The sequence below is a fragment of the Psittacicella melopsittaci genome, from assembly GCF_003585925.1.
GTDB classification, from domain to species: domain Bacteria; phylum Pseudomonadota; class Gammaproteobacteria; order Enterobacterales; family Psittacicellaceae; genus Psittacicella; species Psittacicella melopsittaci.
In genome coordinates this window covers 16,411-33,327 of the sequence record NZ_NRJH01000007.1, presented here as the reverse complement: position 1 = coordinate 33,327, position 16,917 = coordinate 16,411, and the positions used below count along the sequence as shown (strand labels likewise).

Genomic DNA, 16,917 nt, shown 5'->3' with positions numbered 1-16,917 from the left:
TCGGCATTACCACTTAGGTACTGGATAAGTACCAGGTAATAAAATTTCTTTATCTACATCAAGGATATTGGTTTTACCACAAAATGCCATAGAACGATCCATTTCATCATAAAGAATTGAAAGAACCTTTTCTACTCCTTCTTGACCATAAGCTCCTAGGCCCCAGAGGTGTGGACGACCAATAAATACCCCGTTAGCTCCTAAAGCATACGCCTTGAGAGCACTTTGACCGCTGTAAACGCCACCGTCAAGGAATACTTCTAGTTTACCGCCAACGCGCTCAAGAATCGAAGGTAACATCTCAATTGTTGAAGCTGTGTCATCAAGTTGACGTCCACCGTGATTTGAAACGATTACGGCATCTGCTCCATGCTCATAAGCTTGGTAAGCATCTTCTGGGTCTAATACCCCTTTAATAATCAGCTTGCCACCCCAAAGGTTTTTAATCCACTCCACGTCTTTCCAACTTAAAGTCGGATCGAACTGAGCTTTTGTCCAACCAAAAAAGTCATCCATATTGTCTACGCCACGAGCGTGACCAATAATATTCCCAAAAGAACGACGTTTTGTTTTTGCCATGCCTAAACACCAAGATGGTTTAGTCATTAAATTAAGAATATTAGCAAGAGTAGGTTTTGGTGGGGCAGAAAGACCGTTTTTAACATCACAGTGACGTTGCCCTACAATTTGTAAATCTGCAGTTAAAACTAAAGCACCACAGTGAGCTTCTTTAGCACGGTGAATGAGGTTTTCAATAAACTCACGATCACGCATTACATAAAGCTGGAACCAGAACGGAGCACTAGTGGCACTACGTACATCTTCGATCGAGCAAATCGACATGGTAGATAGAGTATAAGGTATACCAAAGTTTTCACAAGCTTTAGCAGCTAACATTTCTCCATTCGCATGCACCATCCCCGTAAAGCCAGTTGGAGCTACGGCAATAGGCATTTTTACGTCTTGCCCAACCATTTTAGTTGCAAGAGAACGGTTGTCCATATCAACTAAAACTTTTTGGCGGAATAAAATAGAACCAAAGTCATCATGGTTGCGTCTATAGGTTGACTGCGTCCAAGATCCTGAATCTACGTACTGATAGAACATGCGGGGAATTCTTCTTTTAGCTACTTTTTTGAAATCTTCCACGCTGGTCATTTTATCTAATGATGCCATACTTTCCTCGATGATGAAAAATTAAGGATTATCTCTCTAGGTTACTATATAAAAAATACAAAAAAATTATGGTTATTTCTCTAGATTACTATATATTTAATTAAAAATCTACCGCAAAATAAAAATTTTTCCTATAAGTAAAAGCGACAAAAGAAAAGAATAGAAAAAAGAGAAAAAGCAAAAGAGATAAGGCAAAGTAAAACGAGAAAAAATGCTAAAGAAAAGGAAAGGAGAAATGGATAAGGAATAGTACAAAAATGATAAGAGCAAGTAAAAAAGATTAGTCTATTATTTAAATTCTTGCCCTCTAGAATTAAGAAAAACCTCGAGAACTCTCTCGAGGTTTTGTTTTTCGGAATACTAACTCTATATTACAAGGTTAACTATGTAAAAGCTTAGTTAAGTAGAGTTGGAGATAGGTAAATAAAAATTGCCTAACAAAAGTTAAACTTTGCAAAAATAGTAGTTGGAAAATAACTAAGTAAAGCTTAAATCTCGTAATGGTGATCGGGACCAGCCTCGCGTCGACCCGTACTAAATCCAGTTCTTTACTTAGTTACACCTATCGACCTTCACTTAGATTGAGAGTGTGAAGGTTTTAACCTATAATTCCTCTCTGCCACCTTAGCTAACAACCGGGACCAGCCTCGCATCATTAACCGCGATTTTAGAGAAAAATCAAGTTAAAAGAATCTGTTGTATATATTATACAAAATATAAAATAACTTTGCTATAAATGGAATAGAAAATATAAGAAATTAGAGGAAAATCTTATATGGCATAGCGAAGTTATCTTACTATTTATATCTTATTAGTAATTTAGGAGTTTATTCTTAAAAGAATAACAATGTATAGATATACACTTTTCTTATTAGTTTAGAAGTTTATTATTTTTTTACTCACAAATCTAGGCTACCGCAGTAACCGTCCTTTGCGTGTTTTTTATTCAGTTATCCAAGATGCTTTTCTTATCACAAGAAAAGCTAAAGTATATTATTTATTATTCGCTTTATAAGACAATAATTTTTTAAATTAGTTTTACAAAATTTGAAATAAAGTTTACTTTCTTTTCTTAATTTATTGATATTTAAACTTTATTTCTTACAAAAAATTTACCCTAAAAATTCATTGATAATCTTTAGGTATCTGTAAATTTTTTTATTTAATTTAATTAGGCATCACAAAAATTGATTTTTTGCGAATTTCAGGGGGGATTGGACAGAAGATTTTTTGCCTTTTATCCTAATTTATTTCTTGCTCAGAGATACAAAAAGAACTCGCCTTGTCAGCGAGTTCTTCTTGCCCTTAAATGGGCGTACCTAAATATAAATATTAGTTAAAAGTTTCTCTTGGTACTATAGCTATAACTACTTTAAATAATTTAAAGCCTAGTACCAAGTGCTTTTAAAGAATATAAATAGATGTACTTAGAGTATGCTCTTAGAGAATACGACTAAATGAAGCACGTTTTAAATTCGAGTACTCATCAAAAGCCATGCACACATGACGAACAAAAAGCTTACCACTCTCAGGAATACTAAAGCCATTACCGTCAGCGTGAGGGACTACAATACCGTCAGCAATAAAAGTATCTAAGAGTTGAATTTCATCTTTGAAGTGCTCTTTAAAGTCAATGTTATAAAGCTTTTCAAAGTCACGGTAATCTATCCCAAAGTTACAGATAATTTGTTTAATTACATCACGACGTAAGCAGTCTTCGTCACTTAAAGCAAAGCCCTTAACTATAGCTTGGCTATTTTTTTCCACTAAATCGTAATACTCAAGTGTGGTTTTAGCATTTTGGGCATAGGTGTCACCTACCATAGAAATACTACTTAAACCTAAACCAACAAGATCAGCTTCCCCGTGGGTGGTATAGCCTTGGAAATTACGGTGTAAAACGCCAGCTTTTTGGGCAAGAGCTAACTCATTGTCAGGTTTAGCAAAGTGATCCATGCCAATAAAAGCAAAATCAGCTTGGTGTAAACGCTTAATCGAGTGAGCAAAAATATCTAATTTAGTGCGAGCACTTGGTAAAGTGTCTTCTTTGATTTTGGCTTGTCCAGGCACACGTGCTGGTAAGTGAGCATAGTTGAACACACTGAGACGATCTGGATTTAACTTGATTACATCTTCTAAAGTATTGGCAAACTTGTCTACAGTTTGGAAAGGTAAACCGTAAATTAAATCTAGATTAATTGAGTTAATGCCTAACTCGCGCGAATGAGCAATTAAAGCAGCAATAAACTCTTTGTCTTGGACACGGTTAACTGCTTCTTGCACTTGCAGATCAAAATCTTGAATCCCAATCGAAATACGATTAAAGCCAAGGTCAACTAGCATATCCATGTAGTTTAACTCAATACGACGTGGGTCGATTTCAATCCCCATTTCTACATCGTCAGTAAAGTTAAAGTACTTGTGTGCCATTTCCATGAGGCGACGCATTTGCGCTGGTACTAAGTAAGTTGGCGTACCCCCACCTAAATGAAATTGATTTACTTTACGTCCTTGCAGACTTTTAGCCCGATAAGCCATCTCTTTTTCTAAGTAATCAAGATAGATATCAGCTTTTTCTTTGTGACGAGTAATAACTTTATTACAAGCACAGAAGTAACATAAAGTGTGACAAAACGGAATGTGAATATAAATTGAAAGCGGACGTTCAGGGTATTTTTGTAACGCCTGCTCAAAATCTACATTAGTGTACTTATCAGAAAACTCTAATGCAGTTGGGTATGAAGTATAACGTGGACCTGATAAGTTGTACTTATCAATTAGCTTTTGGTCCCAGGTAAATTCTGCCATAAATGTTATTCTCTTAAAAAAAATTGTGTCTAAACTTCCTTGTTGTATTTTGCTTTATGAGGTTCAGCAAAATAATATCGTGTTAATTGTACTATAAATAGAGAGTTAAGTGAGATAAGGGATGAGAATAAAACTTAAGTTAAAGCAAGAAAAAGGTCTTATTAAGAACTCTTAACAAGTAGGCAAGAGCTAAGTTGAGCAAAACAAAGAATAAAAATAAAGAAAAAAGATAAAGAAGGGAGAAGTAAAGACAAAGAAAAAAAACAAGAAAGTGCAAGAGAGAAAAAAACAAGAATGAAGCAAGAGAAAAAAAGAATGAAGCAAGAGAAAAAAAAGAATGAAGCGAAAGAAAAAAAATAAGAATGAAGCAAGAGAAAAAACAAGAATGAAACAAGAGAAAAAAAACAATAATAATGCCCGTAAACATACCTACAAAGTAAAAACTTTAGCCCAGAAAATTAAAACAAAAAAAGCTAGTCTGCTTTCGCAGACTAGCCCTGAATATTGCATAAATTATTTAATGATTAATATCGTAGGATACTAATTATTAAGGTATATTTATCATACCATAACTTATTAGTTTTTAGGCGTTTAAGCTCATTATTTTTAAGATTTTTTTCATAGGTCATCTTAAAAACGCAAATTAAAGCGGTTTTGCATCAAAAAAGTAAAAATAAGAGCAATAAATTTACTTATTTTTTCTCTAATTCTGACACAATTTGTGTAACAATTATTTTCTTTCACTGCCCTAGTAAAGCTCTTGCCTTGGCAAAGAATCAACTTTTTTTGTTTTTTCTTGCCTTCTTGCCTCTGTAGAATAATCCATAAAAATAACCATATGGTTCCTAGCTAAAATTTTAGTTCTATGTGCGTCTTTAGAAAAATATCTTCCTGTTTTTCTTAATAGTTCCATTTTGGGAGGTATAAACTTTTGGGGTAAATATTTGACAAATATTTACCTTTTTAGGTTATAATATACGTATTGATATACATAGGTGTATTTAAAAATATCTACCTACTGTTTATCAGACATACTTGTAGATTTACATTACGTTAAATTTACATGAATTTTGCTAAACTGAGTTTAGAGGTAAACTACCTATTCCTTAGTATGCCTCTAACTTTTTTTTGGATTAAATTTTACTCAATTAGTTGCTAAGATCTTGAATTTTAGGAACTATTATAAAGATGGAGTTTTCCCAAGAAGTCTTTACCTAGATTGAGAAAGTCTTATTTGCCTTAAGTAAGTAAATAGCTGAGGTGTTTTATTCTAAGCAAGCAACTAAATTACCTACTTACTCTAAGTAAGTTTCTCACTACCTTGTTCTAGGTAAAATATTTGTTTAGCAAATTATTCTAGTTTTTTAAGTTTTCTCTAACCAAGAAAAAACTCTTGGCTCTAACCAAGCCAAAAAAACATAAAACAAACACAACACTTTAAAAGGAAATAAAACTATGCAAAACCAAAAAACTATGCCCGTAATCTTTGTTGGACACGGCAGTCCTATGAACGCAATTAACAACAATGAATTTACCCAAACTTGGGCTCAACTAGGTAAAGAATTAGGTAAACCTCAAGCTATTCTTGCTATCTCAGCACACTGGTACACTAATGCCACAGCAGTCCAAGCTACTCCAGTACCAGAACAAATTTATGATATGTTTGGCTTCCCGCAAGCTCTCTATGATTTAAAATACCCTGTAGTTGGTGATGTTAATTTATCTCGCAATGTTTTACAAAATCTAGCTGGCACAGGCATTAAAATTGACAACTCTTGGGGTATAGATCACGGCGTATGGTCAGTGCTAGTACACATGTATCCTGAAGCAGATATTCCAGTAGTGCAATTAAGTATTGATAGTAAATTAACTCCAGCGCAAATGTTTGCTCTCGGACAAAAACTCCAAACTCTGCGTGAACAAGGCATCTTAATTTTTACTTCAGGTAACCTTGTGCATAATCTCCGCATGATGGATCGTAGTGATCAGAATGCTGAATTTACTTGGGCAAAAGAGTTTGATAATTGGATGCGTGATAAAGTTGTAGAGCGTGATCTTGAGCCAATTCTTAATTACCAAGATTATCAATATGCGGATTTAGCCGCTCCAACTCCTGATCATATGGATCCTTTATTCTATGCTCTAGGAGCAACCACTGATGCCGATAAAGTGAGCGTGTTTAATGTCAAACGCGTTGCAGGTTCTTTATCTATGACTAGCTTTATTTGGCAAGCAGCCTAAATAAAAATAAGCAGTTCTCGCTTTTGCTGAGAACTGCTTTTTTTTGCTTAAAATTTTTTGCAAAATATGCTAAGCTATCAAAGCCCAGCTTTTTTTATTTTGCTAAAAAAATGCAAGTTACCTAACCACTAACTTTAAGCTGGGATAATTTTTTTCTTTCTTTAAAATTTCAAGGAACCTAGTATGTCACAAACAACCTCTATGCCAGTTGTATTTATTGGGCACGGTAGCCCGATGCTGGCTATTCAAGATACAGATTTAACCCGCAGTTGGGAAGAAATTGCGCAACAAATTGGCAAACCTAAAGCTATTCTTTCTATTTCGGCACACTGGTATACCGAAACTACTGCCGTACAATCTAGCTTAAAGCCACAACAAATTTATGATATGTATAACTTTCCTGAAGAGTTATACGCCAAAACCTACCCAGTGCATGGAGATGCGCAATTAAGCCAACAGGTACAAGAGTTACTTAAAGAGCACAATATTCAAGTTGACAATACTTGGGGGATTGACCATGGCTCTTGGGCAATTCTAACTCACATGTACCCAGAAGCAGATATTCCTGTAGTGCAATTAAGCGTAAACAGCAAGTTAAGCCCAGCACAACAATATGAACTCGGGCAAAAACTCCAAAGTTTACGTGAGCAAGGAATTTTAATTTTTGCTTCGGGAAATATAGTGCATAACCTCAGCTTAATTAGCCGTGATGGCTCTAATCCAGATTTAGCTTGGGCAAAAGAATTTGATAACTGGGTGCGTGATCAAGTGGTAGCTCGTAATCTTGAGCAACTTCTGGCTTATAAAGAACATCCGCACGCTAAGTTAGCAGCTCCAACTACCGATCACGTAGAACCTTTATTCTATGTACTCGGGGCAACGAACGAAAAAGATCAAGTTAAAGTATTTAACGATGATATTCTTGGTGGAGCTTTATCTTACACTAGTTTTATTTGGCGTTAATGCCAAAAAAAAAGAGATCCTAGCGGTCTCTTTTTTTTAAATCAGAACATAAAAAAGCAAGCAAGGAATTCCCTGCTTGCTTTTTTTGAGCTTGGGCTTTAAGCTTGGGGCTTAAAGATTAGGCTTTAAGTTGCTCTGAGTTATTTGCCTTTGCCTCGTTTAGGGTTATTTTTTCCCTAAGAGAGCAAGAACATTTTGTCCAATTTCTGAAAAGCCACGCAGTAAACTACGATCACCATTCGCATAGTTCAGAGCATAGTGCTTAACCGAAGTTATACCACTTACGCGATACATATTCTCACGGAAGGCTTTAGCAAGAGGCGAACGAGAAATATAAGCATGATGAAGCACTGATAAGAACTCTTGCATTAGGCTATTATCCACAAAGCGTTCGCTTGCATACACTAAAGCTAGAGCATGTAAATCTCTAAAGCTCGGATCGGCAAAAAGACGAGTTAAACATTGTACATCTTGTAAGCCGAGGTTTAAGCCTTGTCCTGCGAGCGGAGAAACTGTATGAGCTGCATCTCCAAGAAGAAGCACTTTATTTTGCCAATAGTGTTTAGCTCTTTGCCGTGCTAAAGGAAAACTTCCCACTTGGCGAATCGTAAAATTAGTGCCAATTTTTTCTAACGGATAGTTAGTGAGAACTTTTTGTTTGAGTTGCTCTGGGCTTAATTTGCTTAAAGCGTTAATGGTTGGAATTTGATCATACCAACAAAGTACTCCCTGACTGGCATTAACTGGTAACCAAGCTTTAGGACCATCTTGATCTACTTGTTGCCAAGTTAAATGAGCATAAGCTTGAGTCACTTCAGGATCTGTATCTACCAACATCATCATACAACGAGTTGGATAGCTGTGAATATCGAGAGCTATTTTAGCTTTTTGACGCCAGTAAGAATTGGCTCCGTCGGCAGCTATTACAAGGTTAGTGTTTAGCACTAAGCCTGTAGAGAAAGTAATTTGCCAATAGAGGTCTTTGCTATCTGGGGCATAGTTATTGCCAATTGAAAAACTCCCACCCAGATATTTTAATTGGGCATCAGTTACTTCAATTTGGTTTAAGAAAACAAACTTGTCGCCATAAGCTTGGCAAGCTTGCAGTAAACCTTGTACCAGAGCAGCATTTTCTACCATGTAGCCTAGTTGCTCGAGATTAACTTCCTCGGCAGTAAATAAAGTAGTTTGTTCTTGATCCCCTACGTGTAAGCTAAGTTGGTTATAAGGGTTTACGCGCAGAGCGGCAATTTTTTCCCAGCCCCCAATTTTATTTAAAAAATCGGCATTAACATGGTTTACGGCAAATACTTTTAAATCGGTGCTCTCTGCTTGCCAAGGCGTTAAAGCCTTAGGATCATGCAGAATAACCGTATAACCTAAATCAAGAAAAGCGAGAGCCTGAGCTAGACCTACACAGCCAGCTCCTGCAATAAATACTGCTTTTCCTTGCGCTGTAGTCAGCGCTTCAAGTCCAGAATGCGAGCCTACGGTCACAACTTGTAAGCTAGTTTTACTTCCTGGCACTGCTGTAAATCTTGACATAAAGCGTTCTAATTAATAATAATTAACATTTACCCCACAATTTCCCCACAAAAAGTGTTTTTTTCAGGGAGCAGAGCTAGCAAAGTGTCTTTTTTTTGCTATAATCTTCACGGATATTATAACAGCCTCGGGCAAGAATTTTATGCTTTTTGCCAAGGCTCTAGTTTAGATGCAGGAACTTCACCTTAGTGTTAGTACGACAACTTAGGGGTAGGCCCTCACTATGTTTTTGTTTAATCGTTTGTTTTATAGAAAGAAATATGAGTAAAAAGTTATACATAAAAACATGGGGCTGCCAAATGAATGAGTATGACTCAAGCAAAATGGCAGATCTTCTCCACGAAACACAAGGAATGGAATTAACTGATGTTCCTGAAGAAGCAGATGTGCTTTTACTAAACACTTGTTCAATTCGTGAAAAAGCGCAAGAAAAAGTATTCCACCAACTTGGACGTTGGAAAAACATTAAAAAAGACCGTGATGTTATTATCGGTGTAGGTGGTTGTGTGGCATCACAAGAAGGGGAACACATTAAAGAACGTGCTCCTTATGTAGATATTATCTTTGGTCCACAAACAATTCACCGTTTACCAGAATTAATTAATCAAATTAACGCGGGTAACAAAAACGTTATTGACGTTAGCTTCCCGATGATTGAAAAATTTGATATGCTTCCAGAGCCACGTGCTGAAGGTCCTACAGCTTATGTTTCAATTATGGAAGGCTGTAACAAATTCTGTTCGTTCTGTGTTGTACCTTACACTCGTGGGGAAGAAGTATCTCGTCCTTTAGATGACGTATTATTTGAAGTAGCAAGCTTAGCTCAACAAGGCGTACGTGAAGTTAACCTTTTAGGGCAAAACGTAAATGCTTATCGTGGCGAAAAAGCTGACGGTACTATTTGTTCATTTGCTGAACTTTTACGTTTAGTAGCTTCAATTGACGGTATTGACCGTTTACGCTTTACTACTTCACACCCAATTGAGTTTACTGACGACATTATTGATGTATATCGTGATACTCCTGAACTTGTAAGCTTCTTACACTTACCAGTACAATCAGGTTCAGATCGTATTCTTAACTTAATGCGTCGTAACCACACGCGTTTAGAATATAAATTCATTATCCGTAAATTACGTGAAGCGCGTCCTGATATTCAAATCTCATCTGACTTTATCGTAGGTTACCCTAACGAAACAGAACAAGACTTTGAAGATACAATGAATCTAATTGCTGACGTTAACTTTGATATGTCATTTAGCTTTATCTACTCGGCTCGTCCAGGTACTCCTGCTGCTGACTTAGAAGATAACGTATCAGAAGAAACCAAAAAACAACGTCTGTATTTATTACAGCAACGTATTAACCAGCAAGCTATGGCTTACTCACGCCGTATGTTAGGTACAGTACAACGCGTGTTAGTTGAAGGTATTTCGAAGAAAAATATTATGGAACTAACAGGTCGTACGGAAAACAACCGTGTAGTAAACTTTGCTGGGGAACCAGAATTAATCGGTACTTTTGTTGATATCGAAATTACTGATGTTTTTGCTAACTCTTTACGTGGTAAAGTGGTAGCTCGTGAACACGAATTAGGTTTACGAAAAAACACTTCGGCAGCAGATATGATGTCTCGTACTGCTAAAGAAGATGAAAACGGTGTAGGTCACTGGCGTGCTCAAGCATAAGAGTGAACTTTCCAAAAAAAATTAAGTGCAAAATGAATTCCGGAGTCGAGGGGCAACCCTCGACTTTTTTATGCTGCAAAACTCTGGCTTTTACTATAAGCTTGGTACTTGCTCTAAAACTTAGCAAACTTAGCTTTTTACTTAGCAAAAAAAAGCTCATTCCCTGAACAAAAACTCTTACCCATAGCAAACAAAGCTCTTACCCTAAGCAAAAAAAGTGAATAAACTTATTAAAAATAGCAACTTCAAGCTAATTTTTTACTTATAAACTGAGTAAATGAGTAAAGTTTTTTGCCAATAATTCTTTTCCTTTAGCAAAAAATTTAATCATTTTTTCTGGGCAAAAGCCTAGAATAGCGTTAATTTGGTTAGATTGTTAAATTTTAGGTATGCCTAAAGAGAAAAATATAAAATAAATCATCTTTTTTCTCTAGTGTGATATAATAAGCAATATTAGTTTTTAGCATAGAAGTTAATCTTGACCAAGCGCTATTAGCTAATCTAAATTTTTTTCAAAAGATTTTTTGTATATTGTATATAGATTATTAGCCTTTCAAAACCACAAGTTGAAAGGCTTTTTTTATGCGCTAAAATTTTTTCTCTTGATAATAAACTTAACCATTTCTCCCAAATACCTCGCTGTTTTTTTTCTTTATAACACCAATTTTTGGTAAAATATGCCTTAGAAGAAAAAATTTGGTTTTACTGGCTTCAACCTTATAAAATTATAGAGTTTAGCCAATTCCTTTCGCTTATTACCTTAATATGAAATTCAGATATTTTTATTTTCCTCTGTTAGTGTTATTGGTAGTACCTATAGTGTTTATTCTCACAGGATACACATGGGACTTAAACCAATTAACCTCACATAGTTCACTCTGGAATCTGGTAACTGTAACCGCAGATTCTATTTTTCCAGCTTTACTAACAAGTATTATTCTCCTAGGCATAATTTTATACTTTTATCGCGCGAACATAAAACTTTGCCTAGCTATAGCTATCTATTGCTTTGGGGCAGTAGTATCAACACAAATTATTAAAGAAGTAGCAAAAAGCACTTTTGAAGAACCACGTCCATTTATGTATCAAGTAGCTTATCGCTTACAAGAAATTGATGCTGATAAGTTCATTAAAGAATTTGAGCAAGCCTATGCGGCTAACCCATCTAACCCTAGTCCTTATCAAGCTAACGTAGATGGTGATGGTAGCCTTGATGATCTCATTGCTCAAGTACAACAAAATCAAGATGCAACTTCAGAGCTAGCTGATGACGATCAAGCTCCAAAACGTGTACAAGACTACTTAGACTACTATTACGACAAACTAAATCCTCAACAACGTATAGCTTTTATTAAGTTCTACCAAAACAGCTATATGCAAGGGGTGCAAGAACAAAGCCGTCGTGCAGCTCTAGATCGTTTAGCAGCTGAATCACCTTACTCATTCCCTTCGGGTCACTCAATTTTTGCGGCAACATGGATGATGATCTTTATGATGATGGCATTCATGGCTCGTAAACTCAGCTTCTGGCTAGTAACGGCTGGAGTAGTAGTTTGGGGAAGTGCGGTAGAAATTAGTCGTGTTATCCTCGGCTATCACTATGCTCACGATGTCTTAGCAAGTAACATTATTGCTGCTTGCTTTGTGGGAGCTACCTACTGGATTATGCTCTACATTTACCGCTTCTTAAATCGCGGAGCACAAGAAACTCAAGAGCAAGAGTAATACCTCACAAGTTTTTGCCTCATTAGGCAAGTTAAGAAAAAAGTCCTTGACTCTAAAGTCGAGGACTTTTTTTGTAAGGGCTTGCTTGTGTTTTTCTTTTCTAGATTAATTCTTTATTCTTTTGCTTTATCAGTTTAAGCTTAATTGAACTTTTTTCTCTTTGCCTTTTCAGTTATTTATCTTTACCTCTTTAGGCTTTATTTATCTTTTTTAGCTTTAACCTTTCGTTTTATCTCCATGTAGTTTTTCCTCTTGCCAAGGTTAGATTTTTCTCTTACCCAACTTACCTGGGTTAGATTTAGCCTTTTTTCTCTTGTAAATCATTTATAATAGAGGAGAAAAAAATTTAAAACCTTGAATAAGATATATGACACACAACAAAAAACCTTTAGTAATAGCTACGCGTCAAAGTGCTTTAGCTCTTTGGCAAGCTAATATGATTAAAGAGCTAATTTCTACTTTACCTGCTTTTGCAGATTTTGAGCCTGAACTCTTACCTATGGTCTCTACTGGAGACATAAAACTAGATACAGTTTTAGCAAAAGTAGGGGGCAAGGGCTTATTTACTTATGAACTCGAGCAAGCTCTTAAAGCCCAAACTGCTCAAATTGCCGTGCACTCTTTAAAAGACGTGCCTATGCAACCTGAGTCACAGTTTTTCTATACTTACAATGCTCGTCACTATCATGAAGATGTGGCAGTATTCCCTACCCATAGTCCTTATAAGAGCCTAAAAGATCTTCCACGCGGTGCAGTAGTAGGTACAGCCTCTGTGCGTCGTAAAGCTCTCTTAGCTTACTTCTATCCGCATTTAAAAACTAAGCTGTTACGTGGTAATGTAAATACCCGTCTGGCTAAACTCAATGATCCAGATCAAGGCTATGATGCAATTATCCTCGCACGTGCAGGTTTAGCTCGCCTTGAGTTTATTGATGACCTCAATATCGAAGTACTTTCTCCGCAACAAGGTTGGATAAGTGCTCCAGGACAGGGTATAGTAGCGGTACAATGGGATAATAACCAAGAAGTAGCTGCTTTTAGTGAGTTTCTTAATGACCCGATTAACCACCTTTTAACAAGCCTTGAACGCGGCGTTGCTAGCCTTCTTGGGGGTTCGTGCTCTCTTCCACTCGGCGTATATGCTTACTTTGTTGATAACAAGGGCAACGAAGTGGCAACACATTTTCTCAGTGAACAACGCAATGCAATCGCCCATGAAGTACAAAAACAAGTGTGTGAAGAACTGGGAACAACCAATCCAGAAAACCTCGTGCAAGCTTACGAGTTTAAACTAGAGCGTAATCAAGCTTTACAAAAATTTGTGCAAAGTATTAATCTCGACAAAATCAATGTGCAAGTTTTTGTTGGTGACCTCGAAGGACAAAAAACCATTCAACGTCAATATAGTTTAGACTTTAGCAAACACTCGCTGGTTAAACTAAATAGCAATACTTTATTAACCGAAGTAGTTAAACTTGTAAAAACTATTGTCGCAGATCTTAATCAAGAAGGCTTTGCTCAGATTCAAGCCCTCTTGCAACAACAGCTCGAAGAATAATGGCAAAAATTAACGATCCCTACGAATATTTAATCTATTTGCTCAGTCGTCAAGAATACTCTCTGGCACAACTCAAACAAAAACTCAAACAAAAAGGTTTTGATCCCGAGGAGAGTGAGCAGGCATTGCAAATTGTTGTGGCAAAAAAATACCAAAGCGATAGTCGCTTTGCCGAATCCTACTTACACGACCAAAGTCTAGCTGGTTTTGGTCCCTCAGCAATTAGCCAAAAGCTCCGTGCCAAAGGCGTAAGCGAGGCTACAGTACAACAAGCTTTAGAGCAAGCTGAGTTTGATTGGGAACAGCAAGCTTTTATCTACTTTGTCCGCAAGGGTTTTGCCCAACTTGACTTATCTGATGCTAAAACTAAAGCAAAGATGCAACGCAATATGCTAAGTAAGGGATATAATTTTAGTCAGATTAACTTTTGTCTTACCACCTTAAGGGAATTAGAGGATCTGGGCATAGATCCAGAAACCTATATCCTGAACAACTTTAGCTACTAATATGCATATTCTTTTAAACTCAACAGAGTACTTATCGCCAAGGCAACGGCGTTTAATGAATTTGCGCTGGGCCTACTGGTTTGTCCTCTTTAATTTAGTTATTCTCTGGATACTAGGAGCGCAGTACCTTTTGCCTTTGCACTTTCATAGTACCGTGAGTTTAACCTACTATATTGCAACGCTTTTTAGCCACTTTTTCTTGCTCGCTGTAATTAGTGGAGTAGTGCCCTTACTTGCCGTCTTTTTCTTCTACAATGGGCATTATTATCGCCTCTTTGTTGGCACTTACTATACCTTGCTCATTATGCTCTTGTTCTTGGATCAAGCTGTTTATAATCACTACCAAGAGCATTTGAGTGCCGAAAAACTTTGGTGGCTTCTGGTAAACAATCCGCGATATCAAGAGTTTTATATCTACTTTACTTTCTTACCTGTGTTACTCTTACTAGAGTTACTCTTTGGGGTATATGTTTGGCGTAAAGTATTTCATCTGCATATTCGCTCGCGTTTTACCTACATTTTTATGTTTATCATGCTTATCTTTGTTGCCTGGTCAAATATTCTCTATATTTACGCTTGGCATACGGGAGATTTTGATTTACTGATTTACCGTTCGGTATTTCCGTTAATGTTCTACTTCCAGTATTCGCAATGGTTTAGCATGATTCCAGTTTGGCACTGGTTGCTGTAAAAAAGTCCTCGCTATGAGGACTTTTTTTTGTTAACTGAGTATAGAGAGGAACTTAATCTCTTGCTATTGCTCTTGCTATAGCTATTGCTAGTACTCAAGTTCTTGCTTCATGGTTCTAGTTTGCTTTTTTCTTTTCCTAACTTTTTGTATTTCTTTACTGCTTTTTTTGTTCTCTCTTGCCTAACTTTTCTGTATTTCGTTATTGATTTTTTATTCTCTCTTACCTCTTTTTATCTCTCTTTTTTGCCTACCTTTGCCAATCATTTTTGCCTCTCTTTGCCCCTCGTTTTTTCCTATCTTCTTCTTTTCTCTTCTCTTTATTTAAGCTTGCTTTTTCTTTGCCTCTAATATACTTGACAAACTCCCCAATCTTTAGTTAAATAGAAGAAGATAGAACTAAAAAGTACACTTTACCGGCTTTACTTTCTCTGCTAAGTAAGGCTATTTTTTTCCGAAAAAGCACGAGAGTTATATTATGCTATTCCCTTACTTACAAACATTTATCCAGGGTGTGTCATACCACTCCGACCCAACGCTAGTTTTTGCTACTCTTTGCCAAGAACAAAAGAATACTCTACTCTTAGAATCCGCTGAAATTGATAGTAAAAACAGCGTAAAAAGTCTCCTCCTCGCTAAGGCTGCGGTAAAAATTTCTTGTCACGGACAAAAAGTTACCTTTCAAGCTTTAACCCCCAATGGTCAAGCTACTTTAGCTACGGTAAAAGCATATCTTTTACCTTTAGCCCAGGTAGAACAGCCATCTCCTCAAACTTTAATTGCTAACTTTTCTCCTCTAGACCTAAATCTCGACGAAGACACTAAGTTAAAGTCGGCAACTGTCCTTGATGGTCTCAGAGCCTATACTTCACTCTATCGTTATAGTCAAACACCAATTTTTCTTGGTGGTCTCTTTGCCTATGACCTCGTACGCAACTTTATTCCCATGCAAGGGATCGAACTCCTTGATGATGGCTTAAGCTGTCCAGATTATGTTTTTTACCTTGCTGAACAACTAATTTACTTTGATCACCAAGATCATCAAGCCCAAATTCTCAGTTTTTGCTTTACCCCTGACCAAGGTCAAGCTTTACTGCAAGAACAAGAGCAACTTCTTGCCCAGTTTAATCAAGTGACGCAAAGCTTGAGTCGCCAAGAGGCAAGTACCGAGGTGCAAACTAATATTCCTGATCCAGAGTTTAAACAAATTATTCGCGATCTCAAACACTATCTCAACTGTGGTGATGTGTTTCAAATTGTACCTTCGCGTCGTTTTAGTTTACCTTGCCCAAATGGTTTGGCTGCCTATAAACAACTCAAAGAAAACAATCCAAGTCCTTACATGTTCTTTATGCAAGATGAGGAGTTTACTTTATTTGGGGCTTCGCCAGAAAGTGCGCTTAAGTACACGCAAGAAAGCAAACAGCTTGAGATCTACCCAATTGCAGGTTCACGTCCACGTGGCTTTAATGTTCAAGGGCAAATTGATCCAGATTTAGATGCACGCCTCGAACTCGAATTACGTCTTGACCATAAAGAGCTAGCTGAGCATTTAATGCTCGTTGACTTAGCTCGTAACGACGTAGCTCGCGTCTGTGAAAGTGGCACACGCCATGTTAAAGACCTCATGCAAGTAGATCGCTACTCACACATTATGCACTTAGTATCGCGAGTGGTTGGGACATTACGCTCAGACCTAGATGCTTTACATGCTTACCAAGCTTGTTTAAACATGGGTACTCTAACTGGAGCACCAAAAATTAAAGCTCAACAACTTATTTATCAATTTGAAAAACAAAAACGTCATGCTTATGGCGGAGCTGTAGGTTATTTAGATTCGCACGGCAATCTAGATACTTGTATTGTTATACGTTCGGCATTTGTGCAAAATGGCACTGCCTATATTCAAGCTGGCTGTGGTACAGTATTAGATTCAGATCCGCAAGCCGAAGCCGATGAAACTAAACATAAAGCTCGAGCAGTAATTAAAGCAATTAGCCAAGTAAATCAAGGCTAGGA

General features: G+C 36.9%; 12 protein-coding genes. 9 read left to right on the top strand and 3 right to left on the bottom strand.

The window, feature by feature from the left end; translation table 11 throughout:
* Positions 1-6: 6 nt before the first annotated feature.
* Entirely contained in the window at positions 7-1,176 is a 1,170-nt protein-coding gene (locus tag CJP74_RS00825; protein WP_119496382.1) for an alpha-hydroxy acid oxidase, read from the bottom strand.
* Between the two features lie 1,440 nt (positions 1,177-2,616).
* Positions 2,617-3,984 carry an oxygen-independent coproporphyrinogen III oxidase gene (gene hemN / locus CJP74_RS00820; protein WP_119496381.1) on the bottom strand — a complete coding sequence of 456 codons (1,368 nt, stop codon included), beginning with the start codon at positions 3,982-3,984 and terminating at the stop codon, positions 2,617-2,619.
* Between the two features lie 337 nt (positions 3,985-4,321).
* On the opposite strand from hemN, the gene CJP74_RS08030 reads away from it, so the two are divergent.
* From CJP74_RS08030 to ygiD (CJP74_RS00805), 3 genes are all read left to right on the top strand, one after another.
* A complete protein-coding gene (locus CJP74_RS08030; protein ID WP_222986799.1) occupies positions 4,322-4,528 on the top strand; it encodes a hypothetical protein in 207 nt (68 codons plus the stop codon).
* 911 nt (positions 4,529-5,439) lie between these two features.
* Positions 5,440-6,225 (top strand): 4,5-DOPA-extradiol-dioxygenase, encoded by a 786-nt coding sequence (gene ygiD / locus CJP74_RS00810; RefSeq protein ID WP_222986798.1) that lies wholly within the window; start codon positions 5,440-5,442, stop codon positions 6,223-6,225.
* 183 nt (positions 6,226-6,408) lie between these two features.
* On the top strand, positions 6,409-7,188 hold the full coding sequence (gene ygiD, locus CJP74_RS00805) for a 4,5-DOPA-extradiol-dioxygenase (protein ID WP_119496379.1): 780 nt from the start codon (positions 6,409-6,411) through the stop codon (positions 7,186-7,188).
* A 165-nt stretch (positions 7,189-7,353) separates the two neighbouring features.
* Here the strand turns inward: ygiD (CJP74_RS00805) and CJP74_RS00800 are convergent, their stop codons facing one another.
* Positions 7,354-8,733 carry an FAD-dependent monooxygenase gene (locus tag CJP74_RS00800; protein ID WP_119496378.1) on the bottom strand — a complete coding sequence of 460 codons (1,380 nt, stop codon included), beginning with the start codon at positions 8,731-8,733 and terminating at the stop codon, positions 7,354-7,356.
* A 260-nt stretch (positions 8,734-8,993) separates the two neighbouring features.
* On the opposite strand from CJP74_RS00800, the gene miaB reads away from it, so the two are divergent.
* From miaB to trpE, 6 genes are all read left to right on the top strand, one after another.
* On the top strand, positions 8,994-10,421 hold the full coding sequence (miaB, locus tag CJP74_RS00795; protein ID WP_119496377.1) for a tRNA (N6-isopentenyl adenosine(37)-C2)-methylthiotransferase MiaB: 1,428 nt from the start codon (positions 8,994-8,996) through the stop codon (positions 10,419-10,421).
* 765 nt (positions 10,422-11,186) lie between these two features.
* Positions 11,187-12,146 (top strand): phosphatase PAP2 family protein, encoded by a 960-nt coding sequence (locus CJP74_RS00790; protein WP_119496376.1) that lies wholly within the window; start codon positions 11,187-11,189, stop codon positions 12,144-12,146.
* Positions 12,147-12,513: 367 nt separating this feature from the next.
* Positions 12,514-13,704, top strand: coding sequence for a hydroxymethylbilane synthase (hemC, locus tag CJP74_RS00785; protein WP_119496375.1), 1,191 nt, complete (start codon positions 12,514-12,516; stop codon positions 13,702-13,704).
* Complete coding sequence (locus CJP74_RS00780; protein WP_119496374.1) at positions 13,704-14,210, top strand: regulatory protein RecX; 507 nt, start codon at positions 13,704-13,706, stop codon at positions 14,208-14,210. Before hemC ends, CJP74_RS00780 begins: the two co-directional genes overlap by 1 nt.
* Position 14,211: 1 nt before the next feature.
* On the top strand, positions 14,212-14,901 hold the full coding sequence (locus CJP74_RS00775; RefSeq protein ID WP_119496373.1) for a DUF3413 domain-containing protein: 690 nt from the start codon (positions 14,212-14,214) through the stop codon (positions 14,899-14,901).
* Positions 14,902-15,376: 475 nt separating this feature from the next.
* Positions 15,377-16,915: an anthranilate synthase component I gene (gene trpE, locus CJP74_RS00770; RefSeq protein WP_119496372.1), complete on the top strand. Its 1,539-nt coding sequence runs from the start codon at positions 15,377-15,379 to the stop codon at positions 16,913-16,915.
* Positions 16,916-16,917 lie beyond the last annotated feature (2 nt).